The sequence below is a fragment of the Pseudoalteromonas denitrificans DSM 6059 genome (assembly GCF_900112265.1).
In the GTDB taxonomy this organism is placed as follows: Bacteria; Pseudomonadota; Gammaproteobacteria; order Enterobacterales; family Alteromonadaceae; genus Pseudoalteromonas; species Pseudoalteromonas denitrificans.
Window position 1 is genome coordinate 24,090 of sequence record NZ_FOLO01000007.1, and the last position, 17,421, is coordinate 41,510.

A 17,421-nucleotide genomic window follows, 5' to 3' on the forward strand; every position below is an offset into this window, starting at 1 on the left:
GATATATTTTTTATAAACTTAATAGTTTTTTTGTCCCAGCCATAATTTGTCCAGGATGAAACATAATATATTCGATTAGAGCACTTGTTTGATTACTATCTAAAGCAATACGTGTATTGAGTACTAAAATCGCCTGTTCAGCTCCCCAGCCTTGATAGTGGATCCCTAAATCAATTTCAGCAAGTGTTAATATAAATATCTGATAGCTTGTCGATAATTCAGTTTTATCACGATATAGCTTTTCATATGTTTTTGGATAATTAATATATCCTTGCTGCCAATCTAATCCATTCACTTTTTCCGAAATTAACTTTCCATTAAAAGTTGAAGATAATGCTTTTAACATAGTAAGAGGAAGAATATACCCACTTGAAATCAAATCAGACTTACACTTTTCACTTAGTTCATTTGTAAAACCAACCTTTTTAGAAACATTTAATGCTTTAAGTTTATTTTGTATCTTGCCAAGCCAAGCAGATGGAGCATCTGTTGCACTTAAAAAATAATTTAATTTTGCTTGATACCAGTCCTTACCGTTAGGAATTTGATGTAGACCTAACATATTTCGTGGTTTATATGACTTTATATAAAGATGTAATTTATCTAACACCATTAAAAGTTCATTTAGACTGACAAGAGCATTATTCTTTTCATGTTGGATTACTATTTTTTCAACAAAAATTTTTGATGATTGTATTTGTTCCAATAAATTTTTATGCGCAATTTTATCTAATTTTAATTTACTATTTTTTGCTTCAATTAATTTACTTTCTATATTGGCAATCCATTTTTTAACCACTTTTATTTTATGGGGATTAATGGCCTCAAAGTCATTTAATACATTTATAACGACATTTGTTTGAGACGGCCATGGAAAATAGCGTTCGGGAAAGCGCTGCCCAATAATGAGGTAATTTAACTCAGTATGAGATACTAATTTTTTTGGATCTGCCATACTTTGGAATGCCAAATATAGTTCATTTCTCTTTAATAAGTACTCTTCAGTAAATGGCAAAATGACATCACCCGATGAAGAAGTACTTATAGGTAATAATGAATTATTTAACTCTTTTAACTGAGATATTGATGTCTGAATATCTAAGTTAGTGTCTTTTTTCGGTTCATTACAACCAGATAATATTAAAATTATAAATAAAAGTTGTGTAAATTTATTCAAGCTAATCTAACCTTATACAAAGATGATTTATTTAAAGGTGGCCTATGATCTATTCTTTTCAAAATGCATCGTTCAGAGATGGTGAAACAGGATTATACAATCAAGCATATTTTATGGAAGTATTTAACCGTGAATGGCATAGATTAATGCGAGATAAAGCTGCTTTATCAATTTTATTTTTAAACCCCCACATTAATTTATCTAACTCAATTGAAAAAGAATGCTTTATCCAAATAGCACATTTACTTGAAGAACTGACGTATCGTAGTAGTGATATTATTTGCCGGTTTGATGATAAGTTTTTTGCCATAGGCCTGTTTGATTTAAATAAGCAAGGTACAAATGTAATTGTTAAGAGAATACAAAAAGAAATTGAACAAAACATTAAATTAAGATCTACGGCTGTAAATATTACTGTTGGTGCCACAAATGTATTACCAAGTACATCAATTCTAATTGAAAACCTTTTCGAAAAAACAGCTATGACTCTTACAGAAGCAGAACATCAAGGCACAAATGCCTATACTATTCATCAATTACATTAAAAATTATTATCCATAAAAAAAACCCTATTCTAAAAAGAATAGGGTTTATAAATACTAAATAAAATTAGTATTAGATCTTAACACCTTTACGTGCAGCTTTTTCCTTAATAAAGGAAGACCAGCCTTTCGCAAATTTACGTGTTTTGGGGTCTTTAGCCGACTCCATGATCGCTGCATAAGCTTTTTTGTATTTCTCTTGCTGGAAATAAGCATCAGCTAAATCAGCATAAATACGGCCCTTTTTCTTAGAACCAAGCTCAAGAGCTTTGTTTAGCGCTTTAACAGATTGTGAAAACTTCTCACTCTGTAGTAATAATGCACCTGATTTACGATATAGTTCTGCATCGTTATCAAACTTAGCTGCTTCTTGGTAATACTTTGAAGCTTTAGCAATTTGTTTTGACTGATGGAAGTAGCTTGCCATCGCAATTACATTTTGCTTAATACGCTGAACCGCTTTCTCTTTCATCGCCTTTTCAAATAACATTCCGGCTTTGTAAGGTATTTCGTTAAGCGAATAGAAGCTAGTTAATACTTTGTAATCAACTTCTGTTTCAAAGAAACCATTTTTATAAGCAATTTCCATAGTTGAAAGACCTTTTTTATAGTCTTCAACTTGCATATAGAATTTGCCTAACTGCGTCCAAGATTTTGGATTTTCAGGCCAAGTCTTCAGCACAACTTCTGCAACTTTGACTACATTTTTGTAGTCTTTCAGCTCATAATAAGACCCTATTTTTAAATCATAAGGGGCTTTTTTCGGATCATCCGCTTTTTGCAAAGCAATGGCACGATCAGCTGGTGCAATTACATCTTTGAATGCTTTAAGCTCATAATTCGCTTGAGCTATTCTGATGTAAACATTGGCGTCTTCTTCACCTGTAAAGTCCATCCAATCCATGTAGATATCTTTGGCTTCTTTGTATTTTTTAGTACCAGCATACAAGTCCCCCATTAACTTCATCGATTGAGCTTGGTCTTTGAAATTCAAAGCATCTTCAGAAATTGCAAGCTTCATATATTTGATAGCTGCAGAATAATTTTCTTTTTGAGCATTTAGCTGCCCAAGATAAAAATTAACTGTTGCTTTATCAAATGCATTTGAAGGTTTTAAATCAAGCAATATAGCTAAAGCACCATCAATATCTTCAGCATTATACAGGTCAAAAGCTTTTACAACTTTTTTACCTGTACGCTCACCCATTATTTTGGTTTTCGCCTTTTTACGTTTTTCAATCTCTTCGTAATTAGGTTTAGCCATAACGCTAGGTGAAACAACTGAGCCACCCAAAGAAATAAGTAGTGCAAGAGCTGTTACTTTTGAAAAGTTTTTCATTTCTATTCCTCCTTAACCTTGGTTAATTTTAAAGTCTAGTTGTACTTGAAGACCAGGTTGTTTCATAGCTTTACCATCAACAACTTTAGGCTTGTATTTCCATTTACGCAAAGCACGTTTAGCTTCGCGGTCGAAAATACGTTTAGGTTCAGCGTTTATAACTTTAACATCTTCAACACCACCAACTTCATTGATAGTAAAAGACAACTGTACCCAACCTTCTTTACCGTCTCGTGCAGCTTGAACTGGGTATTTAGGCTCAATTCGAACGATAGGTGTAGCATCACCATCACGACCGAAAGCACCAGGACCATTTAGTCCCCCAGCTGAACCACCAACGTTAATGCTTGGCATATTAAATGACAAGGCACCAGCATCAGGGTTGCTGTTTTCTGGTTGAGGCGGCTGCGGTTTAGGCGGCTGCTTCGGCGGCGGTGGCGGCGGCGGCGGTACACGCCTACGCTGCTGCACCTTAGATTCAGGCGGATTCGTCATAATTTCGACTATGATTTTTTCCTTCTCATCTTCTGCTCTCTTATCTCCACCGGAGATAAGAAAGGCCATGAAAAAGAACAAGCCGAAAGTAACTGCCCCACCTGCAATAAGTGAAAACAGAAAACGAATCATCAAGGAACTCCCGCTATAGATATTCTAGAAACACCTGTAGTTTTAATAGCATCCATTACTTTAACAACAACACCATGTTTTGCATCTTTATCCGCTTGGATAATTACAACATCAGTAGGTTGTTCAGCTAATAAACTTTCAAGTTTTGCAGAAACACGTTCAATATCAACAACACTCTTGTCCATATGAACTTCACCACGCGCATTAATAGCAATAAAAATATTTGCATTTTTTTGCTTACTTGCTTGTGCTGCTTTAGGTTTATTGACTTCAATACCCGCTTCTTTAACGAATGAAGTCGTAACGATGAAGAAGATCAGCATGATGAAAACGATATCAAGCATCGGTGTCATATCTACTGCGGCATCTTCTTCTTCACGAAAACGTTGTTTACGTGCCATATTTAAATCTCTCTCTAGTGATGTGGCAAACTATCAATTAATGAAGCACGAGCAACTTTCGCTTTAGCTTCAAGTCGTGTACTAAAAAATACACCAGATAGCGCCGCAACCATTCCAGCCATAGTCGGAATTGTTGCCATTGATATACCAGCTGCCATTAAACGTGCGTTACCTGTTCCCTGAGTTGCCATAGTTTCAAAAACAGCAATCATTCCAGTTACAGTACCTAACAGCCCGATTAAAGGACAAACAGCAACCAAAGTTTTAATCAACAACATACGTTGGCTTAAATTTTCGGACGCTTCAGAAATCCATGCATCACGAATTCTGTGTGCGTACCAGGATGTAGTATCCTGGCGGGCATCCCAACTAGCGATTATTCCTTTTTTCATACGAGGAAACTCGGTAGTTAAGAACCAATAACGCTCTATCATTAATACCCACATAATGAAAAGTGCTATTGCGACCACATAAAGTACTTGGCCGCCGGTAGCCACAAAATCCCTGACAGATTCCCATAACTCTATCAGGAATAACATTAGGCTTTTTCCTTCTCTGCGTGCGCTGCGATAATACCAGCACTTTGCTCTTCAAGAACGTGAACAATTGACTTGCTACGAGAATGAACTACAGCATGTAAGAAAATTAATGGTAATGCAGCAATTAGACCTAGAGCCGTTGTTACAAGTGCCATTGAAATTGATCCAGCCATGATTTTCGGGTCACCTGTACCAAACAAAGTAATTTGTTGGAAAGTTTCGATCATACCAACAACCGTACCTAGTAGACCTAGTAACGGAGCGATAGCAGCGAAAATTTTGATGATGTTAATACCGGCTTCAATGCTTGGCGTTTCTTTCATAATCGCTTCATCAAGTTTCAATTCAAGATTTTCAACATCTTGATTTTTGTTATCGATGTAAACTTTTAAGATACGTCCAAGTGGGTTTTTATCGCTTGGTGTATCAGTATTTTTAAGTTGAGACTTCATTTTTCCGCCAATAACAGTAAGAGCAGCTAAACGAACAAAACCAATTAAGAAACCAATAACTAATAACACAGCAATAACATAACCAACAGTTCCACCTTGATGGAAACGATCTTCAACAGTTGCTTTTTGTGTATTTAAACGAAGAATAGAGCCACGAGTTGGATCTAAGTAAAAACCTGAGTAAGAACCACTTGCTGCTGAGATTAAATCTTCTGCAGACGCTGTGATATGACCTTCAGGTTGACGACCTAGAGGCTGAATCTGTTTAGTCTCTGGGTGATAAATTAAGTAACCTTGATCGCTAACTAAATTAAAGTTACCAATACGTGTTACTTGCATCATACTAGTTGCACCATCAAGCTGAGCTACTTCAGCATCAAACTTTGATACTTTAGCTGATTCAGTCATTTCAGTTTGAAGTGCAATCCAAAGTTCTTCTAATTCACGAGTAGTAGGCAGTTTTTTAGCTTCTGCTAATGAACGTAATACAACTTCACGACCAGGTTTTTCAGCACTTACTAATGAAGCTTCAATTGATCCAATTGTTTCAGATGCTGCACGACGTACAACACCAAACATTTCACCAAGAGTACCTTTAGCATTTTCAAGCGCTTGCTCTTTTTCTGCTAAAGTAATTTCATTTTGTGCATATTGCTTTTTAAGCTGTTCGCCACGTGCTTTTTCAGCAGCAAGTTGACGTTTTGCTTTATTATGCAATGCTTTTTTGTCAGCGCGTGCAGAAAGGAACTCTTGCTCGCGTTGTTTATTGATCTTACCTTCAGAGATACGATCTTTTTTAACTTGCTCTAAGATTTTATCAAGAGCGGCTGTATCTGCGTGTGCATTAAGCGCAGCGCCAGCAGAAACTGATAATACAGCTGCAACAGCAAAACCTTTAAAAAGTTTCTTCATTAGTTTTACTCCGCGCCAAAGATAGGAAGTTTAACAAGATCATATGACGCTTGCTTACGTGCCATACGGATAAGTGTTGTAATAGGTTTAAGATATTCATCACCTAGTGCATCCCATGATTTAGAAGTATTGTTCCAAACCCAAGCGTTTTTCATGTCTAAAGACTGAGCAACGTATGAAATACGACCAACACGACCAAAATCTACAGTAATATCACGACCATCTAGTTTCAATACACCTTGAGTAGCGTTAACAATTGAACTGTAATCTTTCTCTACAAGATATGCTTCTAGTACCTGACGATATTTCTCAGAAGTTGTTACTTGTGAGCTAACCATAGTACTACGAAGTAGTTCAATACGTGATAAACGCTTTTCAGTATCGAATGGAACGTCCGCTTTGATGAATTGCTCAAGCGTATCGATCATGCGATACATCAAAGGCACAACGTTTTGTTTCGTTTTATCGATTTCTGAGATTTGGTCATTAAAAGATTCGATTGAAGCATTTTGGTCAGCAACCAAACGTGCTACATGATCGTTATAAACTTTAATGATTTCTCTTTCGTCAACAACGCTACGGTATTCAGCAATTAATTCCTGAGTTTGTTCGTATACATTGTCAATTTTACCTTGTGATTTTACAGCCGCCTTATGAATTTTCGCTTCAGCTTTGTGAAGGTCATTCAAAGGATCTGCAATCACGCTGCTGCTTGCTAATGCAAATGCGCCAACCAACGCAGATGCTACAAGGCTCTTTCTGATTTTAACAGACATAGTTCCCAACCAATTTAAGTAATGTAACTTTTTTAGAATTTAAAACTGATTTTAATTCAACCAGGATTAATGCCTATATATAGGCATCAACTTATCAATAATGCAAAATGGATCAAGGTCTGTCAACTTGATGTTAGAGGATATAGTGAGTTTTATAGCTTTTTTTTTGTTACACACACCATTACGTTACATAATATTTACATAATATTTTTAACACCACTCATGGTTACTAAGCTGAAATCTAGTTTGTAAAGAAATGTTAATACTCTTCCAATAAAAATAAAAAAATAAAATAAAGATTCTTTTAAACCTCATACTTAATAATTAACTGATATTTTGTATTCTCAAAGAAAAAGCTATTAATCATTTTTTAAATAATGTTGAATAACATTAAAATATGAAATATTGCCAATAAACTTTATCTTTAATAAAATTGTCAATTCGATCAAACTTTAAGTATGGAATTATAAGAATGATTCACTCATCTCACAATAGCCAAAATTTACTAAAACAATGTAAAGCTTTACTAGATAATGGCGAACTTTTAAAAGCACAGTCCATAGTTAAACAAGTTTTAATTAATTCAAAAAATGATGTTACAGCCATAGAAATCGCATTTGAAATAGCAATTAGATTCCAGGATTTCAAAATGGCTGAGAATTATTATAATAAATATAAAATACACTCTCAAAACATTGCTAAGCAGCAATTACTATATATAACCCTTTTAGAAACTAAAGAAGAACATTTTAAAGCATTAGATCAAATCGACAGTTACTTATCTGAGCATGGCGTTAACTTAGACCTACTATATAAGCATGGCCTTATTTCAGTAAAGGCTGGACGTATACTTCAAGCTGAACAATCTTTTTTAAATTGTATTGATAATCACTATTCAAATGAATATTTAACTTTAAACTTGGGACATGTATATAAAGCAAAAGGTGATAGCAAACTTGCTTCACATTTTTATAAAAAGTTTATTGCTGAAGGAAACCATGTATATGGCGTTGGATATTGGAGCTTAGCAGATTTAAAAGACTATCGTTTTAGTATAGATGACATTGAACACATGCAAAGCCTCATCGAAGATCCAAGTATTTCAATTTCTAATGCAGCCTTGCTATTATTCGCAATTGCAAAAGCTCATGAACAAGAAAAAGAGTTTAACCTTGCCTTTGATGCAATGAACAAAGCCAATAGTATCATTGAAAAACATAAGCCTTTCAAAGCAGAGCTATTTACAAACCTCATAAAAAATATGATATCTGATACAAAAGCCATTCAAACATCATCACCTTCAGATAAAAGCTTTACTCCTATTTTCATTGTAGGTATGCCACGTTCAGGAACCACCTTAGTTGAGCAAATCATTGCTAGTCACACAGAAGTCGAGTCTACCGATGAGCTCCAGTACATTGAACGCATTGCTCTTGAGCTTGAAATGTCAGGCGGTTATACAAAACAAATAAATGAATTAGATGAAAGTAAAAAATTGCAACTTTCAACTCAATACAAAATTCAAATTCAACAATATTTCAATCAATACCAAGCAATTACAATTGACAAGAACCCAAACAACTACTTACATATAGGGTTAATTAAAAAACTTTTTCCCAATGCAAAAATTATAAACGTCATCAGAAATCCACTAGATAATGCATTAAGTGTATTCAAACAATATTTTTATAATGGCCATGATTATTCATATTCGATAAAAAATATAATTCATTATTGGCAGGGGTATATCGTACTTATGCTACATTGGAAGAAGTTATTTGGTAGTGAAATAATGCATCTTAGTTATGAACAACTGACGCAAGAGCCAGAAGCTGAAATTAGAAGAATTCTTAAGTATTGTGAGCTAGGATTTGAGCCACAATGCCTCACTTTCTATAATTCAGATCGTATTGTTTTAACCCCAAGTGTAAGCCAAGTTAAACAGCCCATTAATAACCGCTCTGTTGGTTCGTGGAAAAAATATCAGAATCAAATGTCTCCCTTCATTTCTGATTTTAAAGACCTAATAAAAAAAACAAACCTGTTATTTGATTAATAAAAACAAGCTTAGATTCGGGAGTATCATTCGTTTTAGAGTGATCCCCCCAAAAGTTTATCCTTTTTGCGACAATCTCCCACCCGTAATTGATTTACGGATCATCTCTTTGGCTATTCTTCTCTCTTCTTTAATTTGTGCTGGTGTTCTACACACTTTGCGACCAATTCTAGATCCTGTTGATTTTTCTATTCTACAAATTCTATCATCTTTTTTTACTTGTTCATTAGATGCTTGCAAATTTGATTTCTCATTATTTTCAGTACTTGAGCAGCCAGCCATAAGCACTAATACAGATACCACTAGTGTAATAGATATTAATTTCATGATTTATCCTTGGTTATTTATTCTTTGGTCCATGATACGACGTTCGTCATACGAACTTACCCATACGACAAAAATCATACGAAACAACTCGTACTGAATAATTACTTTAATTAGCAAAAATGTCAACACTTTTAACAACTAAGTTACAATATTATTAATTTTCATATAAATTAAATTTTAATTATCTGAAAATGCACAAAGTAACTTTTAGCCATTGCTTGTCCATTAGATCAATTGACTGTAGTATCGCCTACAAAATCAAAATTTAGGATTAACTTTATGGGAAATATTGTTTGGGTTTCTTCTTACCCCAAGTCAGGAAACACTTGGGTAAGAACATTTATAGAAAATTATATTCAAGACCTACCAACTGCAGTAAATATAAATACTTTACATCAAATTTCTACAGCCGAAGCTTACTCTTATCGTTTTGCAGATCACTTAGCGAAAGGCAAAACAACAACTGAACTTTCAATGGCTGAAGTGTGTGCTATTAGACCAAGAGTCCAGTCGGCTATGGCTTCAGAAGCTCAAGGCAGCCTTTTTGTTAAAACCCATAATATATTAGGCAATTTTGAAGGTTATCCTTTGCATAACAGCACAGTCACAGCTGGCGCGATTTACATTGTTAGAAACCCGCTAGATGTGGTTATATCTTTAGCAAATTATTTTGATTATACAATTGATGAAGCTATCAGTTATATGGCAGAGGAAATGACAGGTACTCCAAATGAACCTGCAACCGTCCCGCAATATATTTCTTCTTGGTCAGTGCATGCAAAAAGTTGGACTCAGCATAAACAAAAAGAATTTTTAATTCTGCGTTATGAAGATCTGTTAGACAACCCTCAAAAAATGTTTAAAAAAGTAGAATCATTTTTAGGTATGAAAAAGAACCCTGCAAGATTAAATAAAGCCATCAGGTTTTCATCTTTCGAACAACTTAAAAATCAAGAAAAACAAAGTGGTTTTGTTGAGAAGCATGAAAATGCAAATTCTTTTTTCCGTGAAGGTAGAAAAAATCAATGGCGATCTATTTTAACGCCTGAGCAAGTGAAAAAGATAATTAGTGATCATTTTGAGCAAATGAAAGAATTCAAATATATTCCAAAAGAATACAAACTTTGATATGTATTATCAATCATATAAGTGGGAGTTTATTTAAAATAAATTCTCACTTATATTTATAATTTAGCTCTCCATTACATTCATAAAGCGGCTTATTAACTCTGTTTTTTTACAATTATCCACCAACCTAGTAAACCCACACTTGTAGTGAGCTCCTCAAGCTTAACTTGCATAAAATTTGATTTTTTAAACTCTAGCATCAATTGTTCTATAGTTTCTCTACTAAATGAAACACTTATCATATGCTCTAATCTCTTAAAGTGAGCCATACTCTGTCTCTCTAAAGTACTTATAGAACTTTCTATCTCATCAATTGAGATTGACTCAATGTTTGCTAACAATTTTTTTAATAAATTAATTAATTCAAACAAGCCTGATTTATCATCATAATTATCATAAAGGTGACCCAATTTATTATTTAGCGTCGTTCTTAGCTTTTCGGTTATTGCTGTTTCTTTTGTTATTTTTAACTCTAACAATAAATTTTTTGTTGCATCGTAAATTTTTGTAACGTTAAGCATGTCTTGATACATTTTAAATTCTTTTTTTGACTGCTTACAAATAAAAGAATCATCGTGGTGGACTAAAAAACATAGATGACCATTATCATAGATAACACGAGAAAGCTCTTGAATGACTAAGTTAGTATTTGTATATTCAAAACCAAACTGTGAAACAGCTAGACTCAAACAATTACTTTCAATAGGTAAATTAACTGCATCTGTTGATGGTATCCACTTCACTTTTTTTAAAGCAAATTCCCCCTGAACTTTTTTATCTAACATGATTTCTGAATAATCATTAGCATAAACATCATTATGCTTATCTAATGCTTGCAATACATTACATGCTTGCACAGCTAAGTCACCATTGCCACATGCTAAATCGAGAACAGCTCCTTGTTGACAAAACTCTTTAATGGATTCACTCCATTTATTGCTAACTTCAATACCGTAAGCTGACTTATCTATGTCACTTAATGTGGATTTCGCTCCGCCTTGCCAGTACTGCGTCCAATAACTTGCCATTTCATCCATAGTAATAAATTTCCTGTACGCTAGTATCAATAAATAATACAAAATAAAAAGGGTGGCAAATGCCACCCTTTAAATTTGGTTATTAATTATTAAAGACTAATAATTAAAAATCCCATTGACCAGATAAAGAGTAAACGCGACCGATATGACCAGCACTGTACATAAAGTCATATTCATCAGCATATTTACCATTCGTATCTAATACTGGATCTTCATCAGTTAAGTTACGAACACCAAGTGTGTACACACCGTACTCACCAGCATCATATGCGTAGCTTACATTATGAGTCATAAAGCTTTCATTTGAGTCATTAGTCGCTAACGTACCTGAAGGTGTTGGCGTCTCAAAACCACTTGTACTTGGGATGTAATCTATGTTCCAAGTAAGAGCGTGCTCATCATTTGTCCAGTTAGTCGTAAACTGTGTACGGTATTCAGGCTGTAAAGAGAAACCAGCTTGATCTTGCATTGGGCCACCAGCGTATGAATCGCCTTTATAGCTAAAGAAGTAAGATGTTTCAGAGTTAAAGCGGAACTCACCAAAACCAGTCTCAAGCGTATAGTTCAAGTTAATATTTGAACCAGTAATATCTAAACCAGGACCATTGATTGTAGAAGTTGTATATACTGGTGCACTTGCACTTGTACGGTCAATTGTTAACTTAGTTGGATCTGGGTTAGTTGAGCCTAACATATCCATAAGAACAATTTCTTGAATCTTAACAAAACGTATTGCATTTTCAATTTCAAGATTAAATACATCAGCAGTTACGCTGAATGAATCAGAAACATTCCAAACTAAACCTAAGTTAATAGTTGTAGATTCTTCTGCATCTAAGTCTGCGTTACCTTGACGTGTTGTATCATATTGAGACTGATTACAATCAGCAAATGCAATACCTTGCGCGTTACAGTATACGTAATCTACCGCATAATCAGCTGCATAAGAGTCAGCTGCTGATAATACAGATAATGATGGTGCACGGAAACCTTCACCGTAAGAAGCACGAACCATTAAATCATCACTTGGACGGTAAGTTACAGATAGTTTTGGTGTAGTTGCAGTACCAAAATCTGAGTAATCATCATAACGAACCGCAAAACCAACTTCAATTTGATCAGTTACAGGTAAGATTGTTTCATAGAACACAGCCCAAATATCACGGCTAGCGCCAGCACTGTTACCTGAAGAACCACCCACTAGATCAGCAGCAGATTGGCCATCGTATTTATCACCGTAAACGATATCAAATGTTTCACCACCGAAGTAATGACCAATCGCACCACCGGCTAATTCACCTGCTTCAAATGAGAAGCCAGCATAGAATTGATCAAAACGGTTTGAAGCAATACTTAAAGTAGTTGAAGCCATATTAGCTTGGCCTGCTTCAGTATCTAAGCTGATACCATTAGCGGCATTATATGCTAAACCACCGTAACTTAAATATGTATCACCTACACTCTTATTATCTGTAGTATTGTGATGGTAATAAATTTCATAATCAATTTCATCACCAATCATGCCATTCATACCAAGAATATAATCTTGAGAGTAATCATCAACAATACCATCACGGTTACCTAGTTGGTACCAACGGAATTTACCTTCTGTTGTTGCATCATATGGATTATTAGAAGAGTTAGCTGGAACACTATTCCATTTTGCAGCAGCAGGTGCATAACGACCAAATGATCTGTTATGTGCAAATAACGCTCTTGCAAATACACTTGTATCTTCTGCTACTTCATACGTTGCATTTACAAAAATTGAATCACGGTTTGTAGATGCTTGGTTAGCAGAAACACCTGAATATGCAAAACCACACCATGTTTCTGTATGGTCATCACTTTCCATTACGCCAACAAAACCATCTACATTTGCAGTTAAGCTATCACATTGTGGAGATGCTTCGTATAGACCTGTATTAGGGTTTATAATTGATGCACCGTATTGGCTTATACCAACTTGTGATGAATAGTTAAGAATACCATTACCATCTGTATCTTCAATTGATGGAGCTGTGTATGGACGATCTCTATCAAAAATTGGTTTTTGTTCAGCATGCTCATATGCAAAAGTGATATTACCTTTATCACTTGAGATACCTGTTACAATTGAGAAATCGTTTGCATCACCACCTTCATCAGAAGGACGTGAACCATTAGCAGAAATACTGAAGCCTTCGTAATCTTTCTTAAGGATGATATTTACAACACCAGCGATTGCATCAGAACCGTATACAGCTGAACCACCATCTTTTAAGATTTCAATACGCTCAACAATAGCCATTGGGATTTGGTTAATGTTAGCTGTGCTGCCACCCATAGTTGGTGAGCCAGGTAGACGCTTACCGTCTAATAGTACTAATGTACGTGATGCACCAACACCTAAAAGGTCAACTGATGCTTGAGACTGCCAAGAACCACCAGAAGATGGAACTGTTGAACCAAAGCTGTTACTTGTAGAAGAACGTAAAACATCAGCAACACTGAAACGGCCTTCCATTTTCATATCTGCAGCAGTAATGATTTGAACAGGTGATGCACCTTCCATATCAGTACGTTTAATACGAGAACCTGTTACTTCAATACGTTCTACTTCTTCAGCGCCTTCTTCAGCTGCTGATACATTTGCAGATAGTGCAACAGTTGATGCCGCACCAAAAGCGATCGCTAGGCGAACTGCTTTTGCAAGTTTATTGTTTATCATTTCGATTTCTCCCTGGACCACACTCTTTGGCGTAGTTTAATTTTTTTTGTCATTTAAGCTGAACTTAATGACGATTTTTGAGTCTTGCTCGTTATCCGAGGCAAATATTAAACAAAATAGGAAACATCGGTCAACAAGTGTTTATAAAAAATTAACACTTTAATCCTAATTGTTTCGACAAAAACATACTTCGACATATTTAAATACAACTTAAAAAAACACATAAGTCATTAATTAAAAACAAATAAAAGTAAAATCATGATAACTAAAACATAACAGAAAGTGTAACCAAATAATTACAAAAAAAAACATGAAAAAAAACAACGTTTTGATGTTGACATGGCATTATGGCATTTGTACCCATAAAAAAGTGGAAGTTATTGCAGGTTGCCAATATTCGTACATTTTAGTCTCAATATTATTTATCTAACTAAAATAAAAAATAGGCTGCAATTGCAGCCTATTCTTAATGTGAATATCAATCTTTATCAGAAAGTATATTCTGCTGATATATAAAATGTACGGCCCAGTACATCTACATATCTTGGATCATACCCAACTTGGTGACCCGCCCCTGAGGTACGTAAAGACAATGGAGGCTGTTTATCAAATAAGTTTTTAATACCAAAACCCATATTAAAGTTATCGTTGTAGAAGTAAGTTGTTAGATAATCAAATTTAATAAATGATGATACTGACAATTGAATATCCGGTGCATTTGTCGAAATATCACTACCTAAACGTACATCTCCTCCTGTTGCTAATTGATCCTGATAACCACTACGATAATTAAGATTGATAGTATGCGCAAAATCTCCCATAGTCAGTGTATTGTTTATTTGGGTGATCACCCTAAAAGTCACTTCATCATCTGAACCAAATTTGCCTAAGCTAGTATCAAACTGATTAGTTGTAGTTCCAGACCTTAACCTTTTACTTTCTATCATATAAGTACCAGTCACTGAACTTTTGAGTGTACCCATACTTAATTCGGTTGTAAGATTTATTGCCCAGTCCACCCCACTATTTTCTGACTTACCGATATTGACCGCAGATTGAATAATTGCGAGATCATCCTCCCCAGTGCCTAAGTTAGGTTTCGTTGTAAAAAGATCTGCATATAACACAGCATCACCAAAAATTTGTGCTTCGGTTAATCGTGTTACTTGGTCTTCTAAATCAACACTCCAATAATCCATACTAAAGCTAAAGTCATTGCCTGGTGCATAAACAAAACCTGCTGATATTTGCTCTGAAGTTTCAGGTTTCAAATCTGGGTTACCTTCACGCCAAACTTGATATTGGAAACTTTCAGGAAAACACAATGCAGCCAATGCAGGAGCTAAGCCTACAGGGCAATCAAAATTCCCTGATGTGACACCGAAGTCTTCTCTAGGCGATGCAATTTCTTTCATCGTAGCAGATTTAAAACCTGTACCTATCGAAGCTCTAAGCAGCCAATCACCATCAGGTCTATAAGATGCACTTAATTTATAAGTAGTATCATTTTCATCTTTATTTACAACCTGGCCAGATGTACGGTCATGGTCAGTTACTGCACCAATATTATCGTAACGAACAGCTGCTGTAACTTCAAAACCCTCAAAAACAGGAATAATAGTCTCTATAAACATACCATAAGTTTCACGTGAAAAATCAAACTCATCAGTAGGCGCTTCAAACAAAATGATGGCGTCGCTATTCGCCTGAGACCTTCTTCTGGTATATTCAGCTTCTCTATAATCAAAGCCAAAGCCAATGTAAACATCCCCCTCTTCTAATTCAAAAACAGGCATAGATGCTTTCGCTTCAAATGAGAGTAATTCTGTTTCAGTTTTTTCCCAAGGGCCACCATACATAGAATCTTTAACTTGCTGATTTGCAGTATCCGATAAGCTGTCAAAAGTACCAAATACATTTACAGCACCCGAAGTCACTAAAGGCATGAATTGAGCCTCTATTGGATAGCCTGTCAATCTGGTTTCATCTCGCTCAGAGTCAGCATAAGTTACAGCAACATCATAAGTAACATCTCCTATATCACCTTCGATACCCCAAGTAGCATTAAGTGTATCAGTACTCCATTCTGAGGTTCTATTCCCACCTGGTAATACACGCCAACGGGCTGTTACTTTAGCCAAAGATGCTTTTTCGGCATTTGATAAATGCGGCATGATCTCATCGGTTACTAATTGTGAACTTAAAGGTAAGCCAAAACCTCCTGTAGGATAAGGTGCTATACGTGTGATCATCTCAAATCGAGACCAAGAAGCATTTACATAAGTTTGCATATTATCATTTATTTCAACAATACCTTGTAAAAAAACATTGTCACGAGTCGTTTCAGGAAATATCTCTAATGTACTTGTATAATCAAACATACAGGTTGTGCCTGAAGGCGCACTATTTGGACCACATTGACCATTTGCTTCTCTATAGGGATTAAAGTTTCTTGTTGCATAATGCGGGTTTTGAGTGAAATTACCCGTTTCATTACCATCAGCATCAAGCTCAGGTAACATTTTAATACTGCCATCAGGGTTATATTGAAAAAAACTTAAATAAGCATTACCAGGCCCTGCATTTGCGGAGCCTTGTACTAAAATATACTCATTATCATTATGCGTAAAAGGCAAAATACCTGTTTTTGAAAAATCACGATCGACAGATTTAAGCCTATCTTGTTCATCATGGCTGTACGCAAACATCACATTAAAACTATCGCTTCCTAAATCACCAAAACCACCACTTAAGCTTACATTAAAGCTTTCCCCTCCAGTTTCTTCTGGTTTATCGTAACGGGCGTTAATGATAAAGTCTTGCATATCATCCTTCATTATGAAGTTAACAACTCCGGCAATAGCGTCAGACCCATAAATAGCTGATGCACCATCGGTTAATACCTCAACCCGCTTTATTGCAGCTAATGGAATTGAGCTTAAATCAATTGTGCCACCAGAATCTGAAGAAGCCATACGCCGGCCATTTAATAAAACCAATGTATATTCTTCGCCAAGATCGCGTAAAGAGGCCGATTGAACGCCTCCGCCACTGCCACCAACAGAGTCAGCTGCAGTTGTGAATCCTTGCATTGATGGTAACTGGGCTATTAAATCAGGCACAGATGTAACACCTGATTTTGTAATATCGTCTGCTGAAATTGTTGTAATTGGTAAAGCACCTTCTATATCTGTGCGCTTTATGCTTGAGCCCGTGACTTCAATTCGCTCAATCTCTTCTTCTCCATCGGCCGCTTGAACATTGGGCATAAATAGTAAAGGAAAGCTCCCGATCACCAGTGCTAGTTTTGATATTTTAAAAAGTTTATTGTTTAACATTTCAAATTCCCCCAAATAAAATCTGTACTGGAAAAAATAAAAAACAAAATAAATTGAACT

The 17,421-nt window shown here is 35.4% G+C and carries 14 protein-coding genes; 3 read left to right on the top strand and 11 right to left on the bottom strand.

Annotation, left to right across the window (positions count from 1 at the left end; genetic code table 11):
• Positions 1-10: 10 nt before the first annotated feature.
• Positions 11-1,177 carry a hypothetical protein gene (locus BM088_RS06580; protein WP_091982009.1) on the bottom strand — a complete coding sequence of 389 codons (1,167 nt, stop codon included), beginning with the start codon at positions 1,175-1,177 and terminating at the stop codon, positions 11-13.
• A gap of 44 nt (positions 1,178-1,221) precedes the next feature.
• On the opposite strand from BM088_RS06580, the gene BM088_RS06585 reads away from it, so the two are divergent.
• Positions 1,222-1,722 carry a GGDEF domain-containing protein gene (locus BM088_RS06585; protein ID WP_091982012.1) on the top strand — a complete coding sequence of 167 codons (501 nt, stop codon included), beginning with the start codon at positions 1,222-1,224 and terminating at the stop codon, positions 1,720-1,722.
• A 70-nt stretch (positions 1,723-1,792) separates the two neighbouring features.
• Here BM088_RS06585 and BM088_RS06590 read toward each other — a convergent pair whose 3' ends face one another.
• From BM088_RS06590 to BM088_RS06615, 6 genes are read right to left on the bottom strand one after another with little or no spacing between them, the layout of a single operon-like run.
• Positions 1,793-3,058 (bottom strand): tetratricopeptide repeat protein, encoded by a 1,266-nt coding sequence (locus BM088_RS06590; protein WP_091982016.1) that lies wholly within the window; start codon positions 3,056-3,058, stop codon positions 1,793-1,795.
• Between the two features lie 12 nt (positions 3,059-3,070).
• Entirely contained in the window at positions 3,071-3,685 is a 615-nt protein-coding gene (locus BM088_RS06595; RefSeq protein WP_091982020.1) for an energy transducer TonB, read from the bottom strand.
• Positions 3,685-4,086 carry an ExbD/TolR family protein gene (locus BM088_RS06600; protein ID WP_091982024.1) on the bottom strand — a complete coding sequence of 134 codons (402 nt, stop codon included), beginning with the start codon at positions 4,084-4,086 and terminating at the stop codon, positions 3,685-3,687. Before BM088_RS06600 ends, BM088_RS06595 begins: the two co-directional genes overlap by 1 nt.
• A gap of 14 nt (positions 4,087-4,100) precedes the next feature.
• Positions 4,101-4,625, bottom strand: a complete 525-nt coding sequence (locus BM088_RS06605) for a MotA/TolQ/ExbB proton channel family protein (RefSeq protein WP_091982027.1) — start codon at positions 4,623-4,625, stop codon at positions 4,101-4,103.
• Entirely contained in the window at positions 4,625-5,989 is a 1,365-nt protein-coding gene (locus tag BM088_RS06610; RefSeq protein ID WP_091982032.1) for a MotA/TolQ/ExbB proton channel family protein, read from the bottom strand. Before BM088_RS06610 ends, BM088_RS06605 begins: the two co-directional genes overlap by 1 nt.
• Before the next feature lie 5 nt (positions 5,990-5,994).
• The gene (locus BM088_RS06615; protein WP_091982036.1) at positions 5,995-6,765 is read right to left on the bottom strand and encodes a DUF3450 domain-containing protein; all 771 of its coding nucleotides are present in this window, start codon (positions 6,763-6,765) and stop codon (positions 5,995-5,997) included.
• 472 nt (positions 6,766-7,237) lie between these two features.
• Between BM088_RS06615 and BM088_RS06620 the strand changes: the two genes are divergently transcribed.
• Positions 7,238-8,821 carry a tetratricopeptide repeat-containing sulfotransferase family protein gene (locus BM088_RS06620; RefSeq protein WP_091982039.1) on the top strand — a complete coding sequence of 528 codons (1,584 nt, stop codon included), beginning with the start codon at positions 7,238-7,240 and terminating at the stop codon, positions 8,819-8,821.
• A gap of 57 nt (positions 8,822-8,878) precedes the next feature.
• Here the strand turns inward: BM088_RS06620 and BM088_RS06625 are convergent, their stop codons facing one another.
• Positions 8,879-9,148 carry a hypothetical protein gene (locus tag BM088_RS06625; RefSeq protein WP_091982042.1) on the bottom strand — a complete coding sequence of 90 codons (270 nt, stop codon included), beginning with the start codon at positions 9,146-9,148 and terminating at the stop codon, positions 8,879-8,881.
• 279 nt (positions 9,149-9,427) lie between these two features.
• Between BM088_RS06625 and BM088_RS06630 the strand changes: the two genes are divergently transcribed.
• Entirely contained in the window at positions 9,428-10,276 is an 849-nt protein-coding gene (locus BM088_RS06630) for a sulfotransferase domain-containing protein (protein ID WP_091982045.1), read from the top strand.
• Between the two features lie 95 nt (positions 10,277-10,371).
• On the opposite strand, the gene BM088_RS06635 is transcribed toward BM088_RS06630, so the two are convergent.
• The 3 genes from BM088_RS06635 to BM088_RS06645 form a co-directional block, all read right to left on the bottom strand.
• On the bottom strand, positions 10,372-11,313 hold the full coding sequence (locus BM088_RS06635; RefSeq protein WP_091982048.1) for a class I SAM-dependent methyltransferase: 942 nt from the start codon (positions 11,311-11,313) through the stop codon (positions 10,372-10,374).
• Between the two features lie 103 nt (positions 11,314-11,416).
• Positions 11,417-14,023 (bottom strand): TonB-dependent receptor plug domain-containing protein, encoded by a 2,607-nt coding sequence (locus BM088_RS06640; protein WP_091982052.1) that lies wholly within the window; start codon positions 14,021-14,023, stop codon positions 11,417-11,419.
• A gap of 488 nt (positions 14,024-14,511) precedes the next feature.
• Positions 14,512-17,361: a TonB-dependent receptor gene (locus BM088_RS06645; RefSeq protein ID WP_091982058.1), complete on the bottom strand. Its 2,850-nt coding sequence runs from the start codon at positions 17,359-17,361 to the stop codon at positions 14,512-14,514.
• Positions 17,362-17,421: the final 60 nt, after the last annotated feature.

Bases quoted from the DNA above. Each gene is read 5' to 3' on its own strand.
- BM088_RS06585 (WP_091982012.1), top strand. From the start codon at position 1,222: ATGATCTATTCTTTTCAAAATGCATCGTTCAGAGATGGTGAAACAGGA.
- BM088_RS06590 (WP_091982016.1), bottom strand. From the start codon at position 3,058: ATGAAAAACTTTTCAAAAGTAACAGCTCTTGCACTACTTATTTCTTTG.
- BM088_RS06595 (WP_091982020.1), bottom strand. From the start codon at position 3,685: ATGATTCGTTTTCTGTTTTCACTTATTGCAGGTGGGGCAGTTACTTTC.
- BM088_RS06600 (WP_091982024.1), bottom strand. From the start codon at position 4,086: ATGGCACGTAAACAACGTTTTCGTGAAGAAGAAGATGCCGCAGTAGAT.
- BM088_RS06605 (WP_091982027.1), bottom strand. From the start codon at position 4,625: ATGTTATTCCTGATAGAGTTATGGGAATCTGTCAGGGATTTTGTGGCT.
- BM088_RS06610 (WP_091982032.1), bottom strand. From the start codon at position 5,989: ATGAAGAAACTTTTTAAAGGTTTTGCTGTTGCAGCTGTATTATCAGTT.
- BM088_RS06615 (WP_091982036.1), bottom strand. From the start codon at position 6,765: ATGTCTGTTAAAATCAGAAAGAGCCTTGTAGCATCTGCGTTGGTTGGC.
- BM088_RS06620 (WP_091982039.1), top strand. From the start codon at position 7,238: ATGATTCACTCATCTCACAATAGCCAAAATTTACTAAAACAATGTAAA.
- BM088_RS06625 (WP_091982042.1), bottom strand. From the start codon at position 9,148: ATGAAATTAATATCTATTACACTAGTGGTATCTGTATTAGTGCTTATG.
- BM088_RS06630 (WP_091982045.1), top strand. From the start codon at position 9,428: ATGGGAAATATTGTTTGGGTTTCTTCTTACCCCAAGTCAGGAAACACT.
- BM088_RS06635 (WP_091982048.1), bottom strand. From the start codon at position 11,313: ATGGATGAAATGGCAAGTTATTGGACGCAGTACTGGCAAGGCGGAGCG.
- BM088_RS06640 (WP_091982052.1), bottom strand. From the start codon at position 14,023: ATGATAAACAATAAACTTGCAAAAGCAGTTCGCCTAGCGATCGCTTTT.
- BM088_RS06645 (WP_091982058.1), bottom strand. From the start codon at position 17,361: ATGTTAAACAATAAACTTTTTAAAATATCAAAACTAGCACTGGTGATC.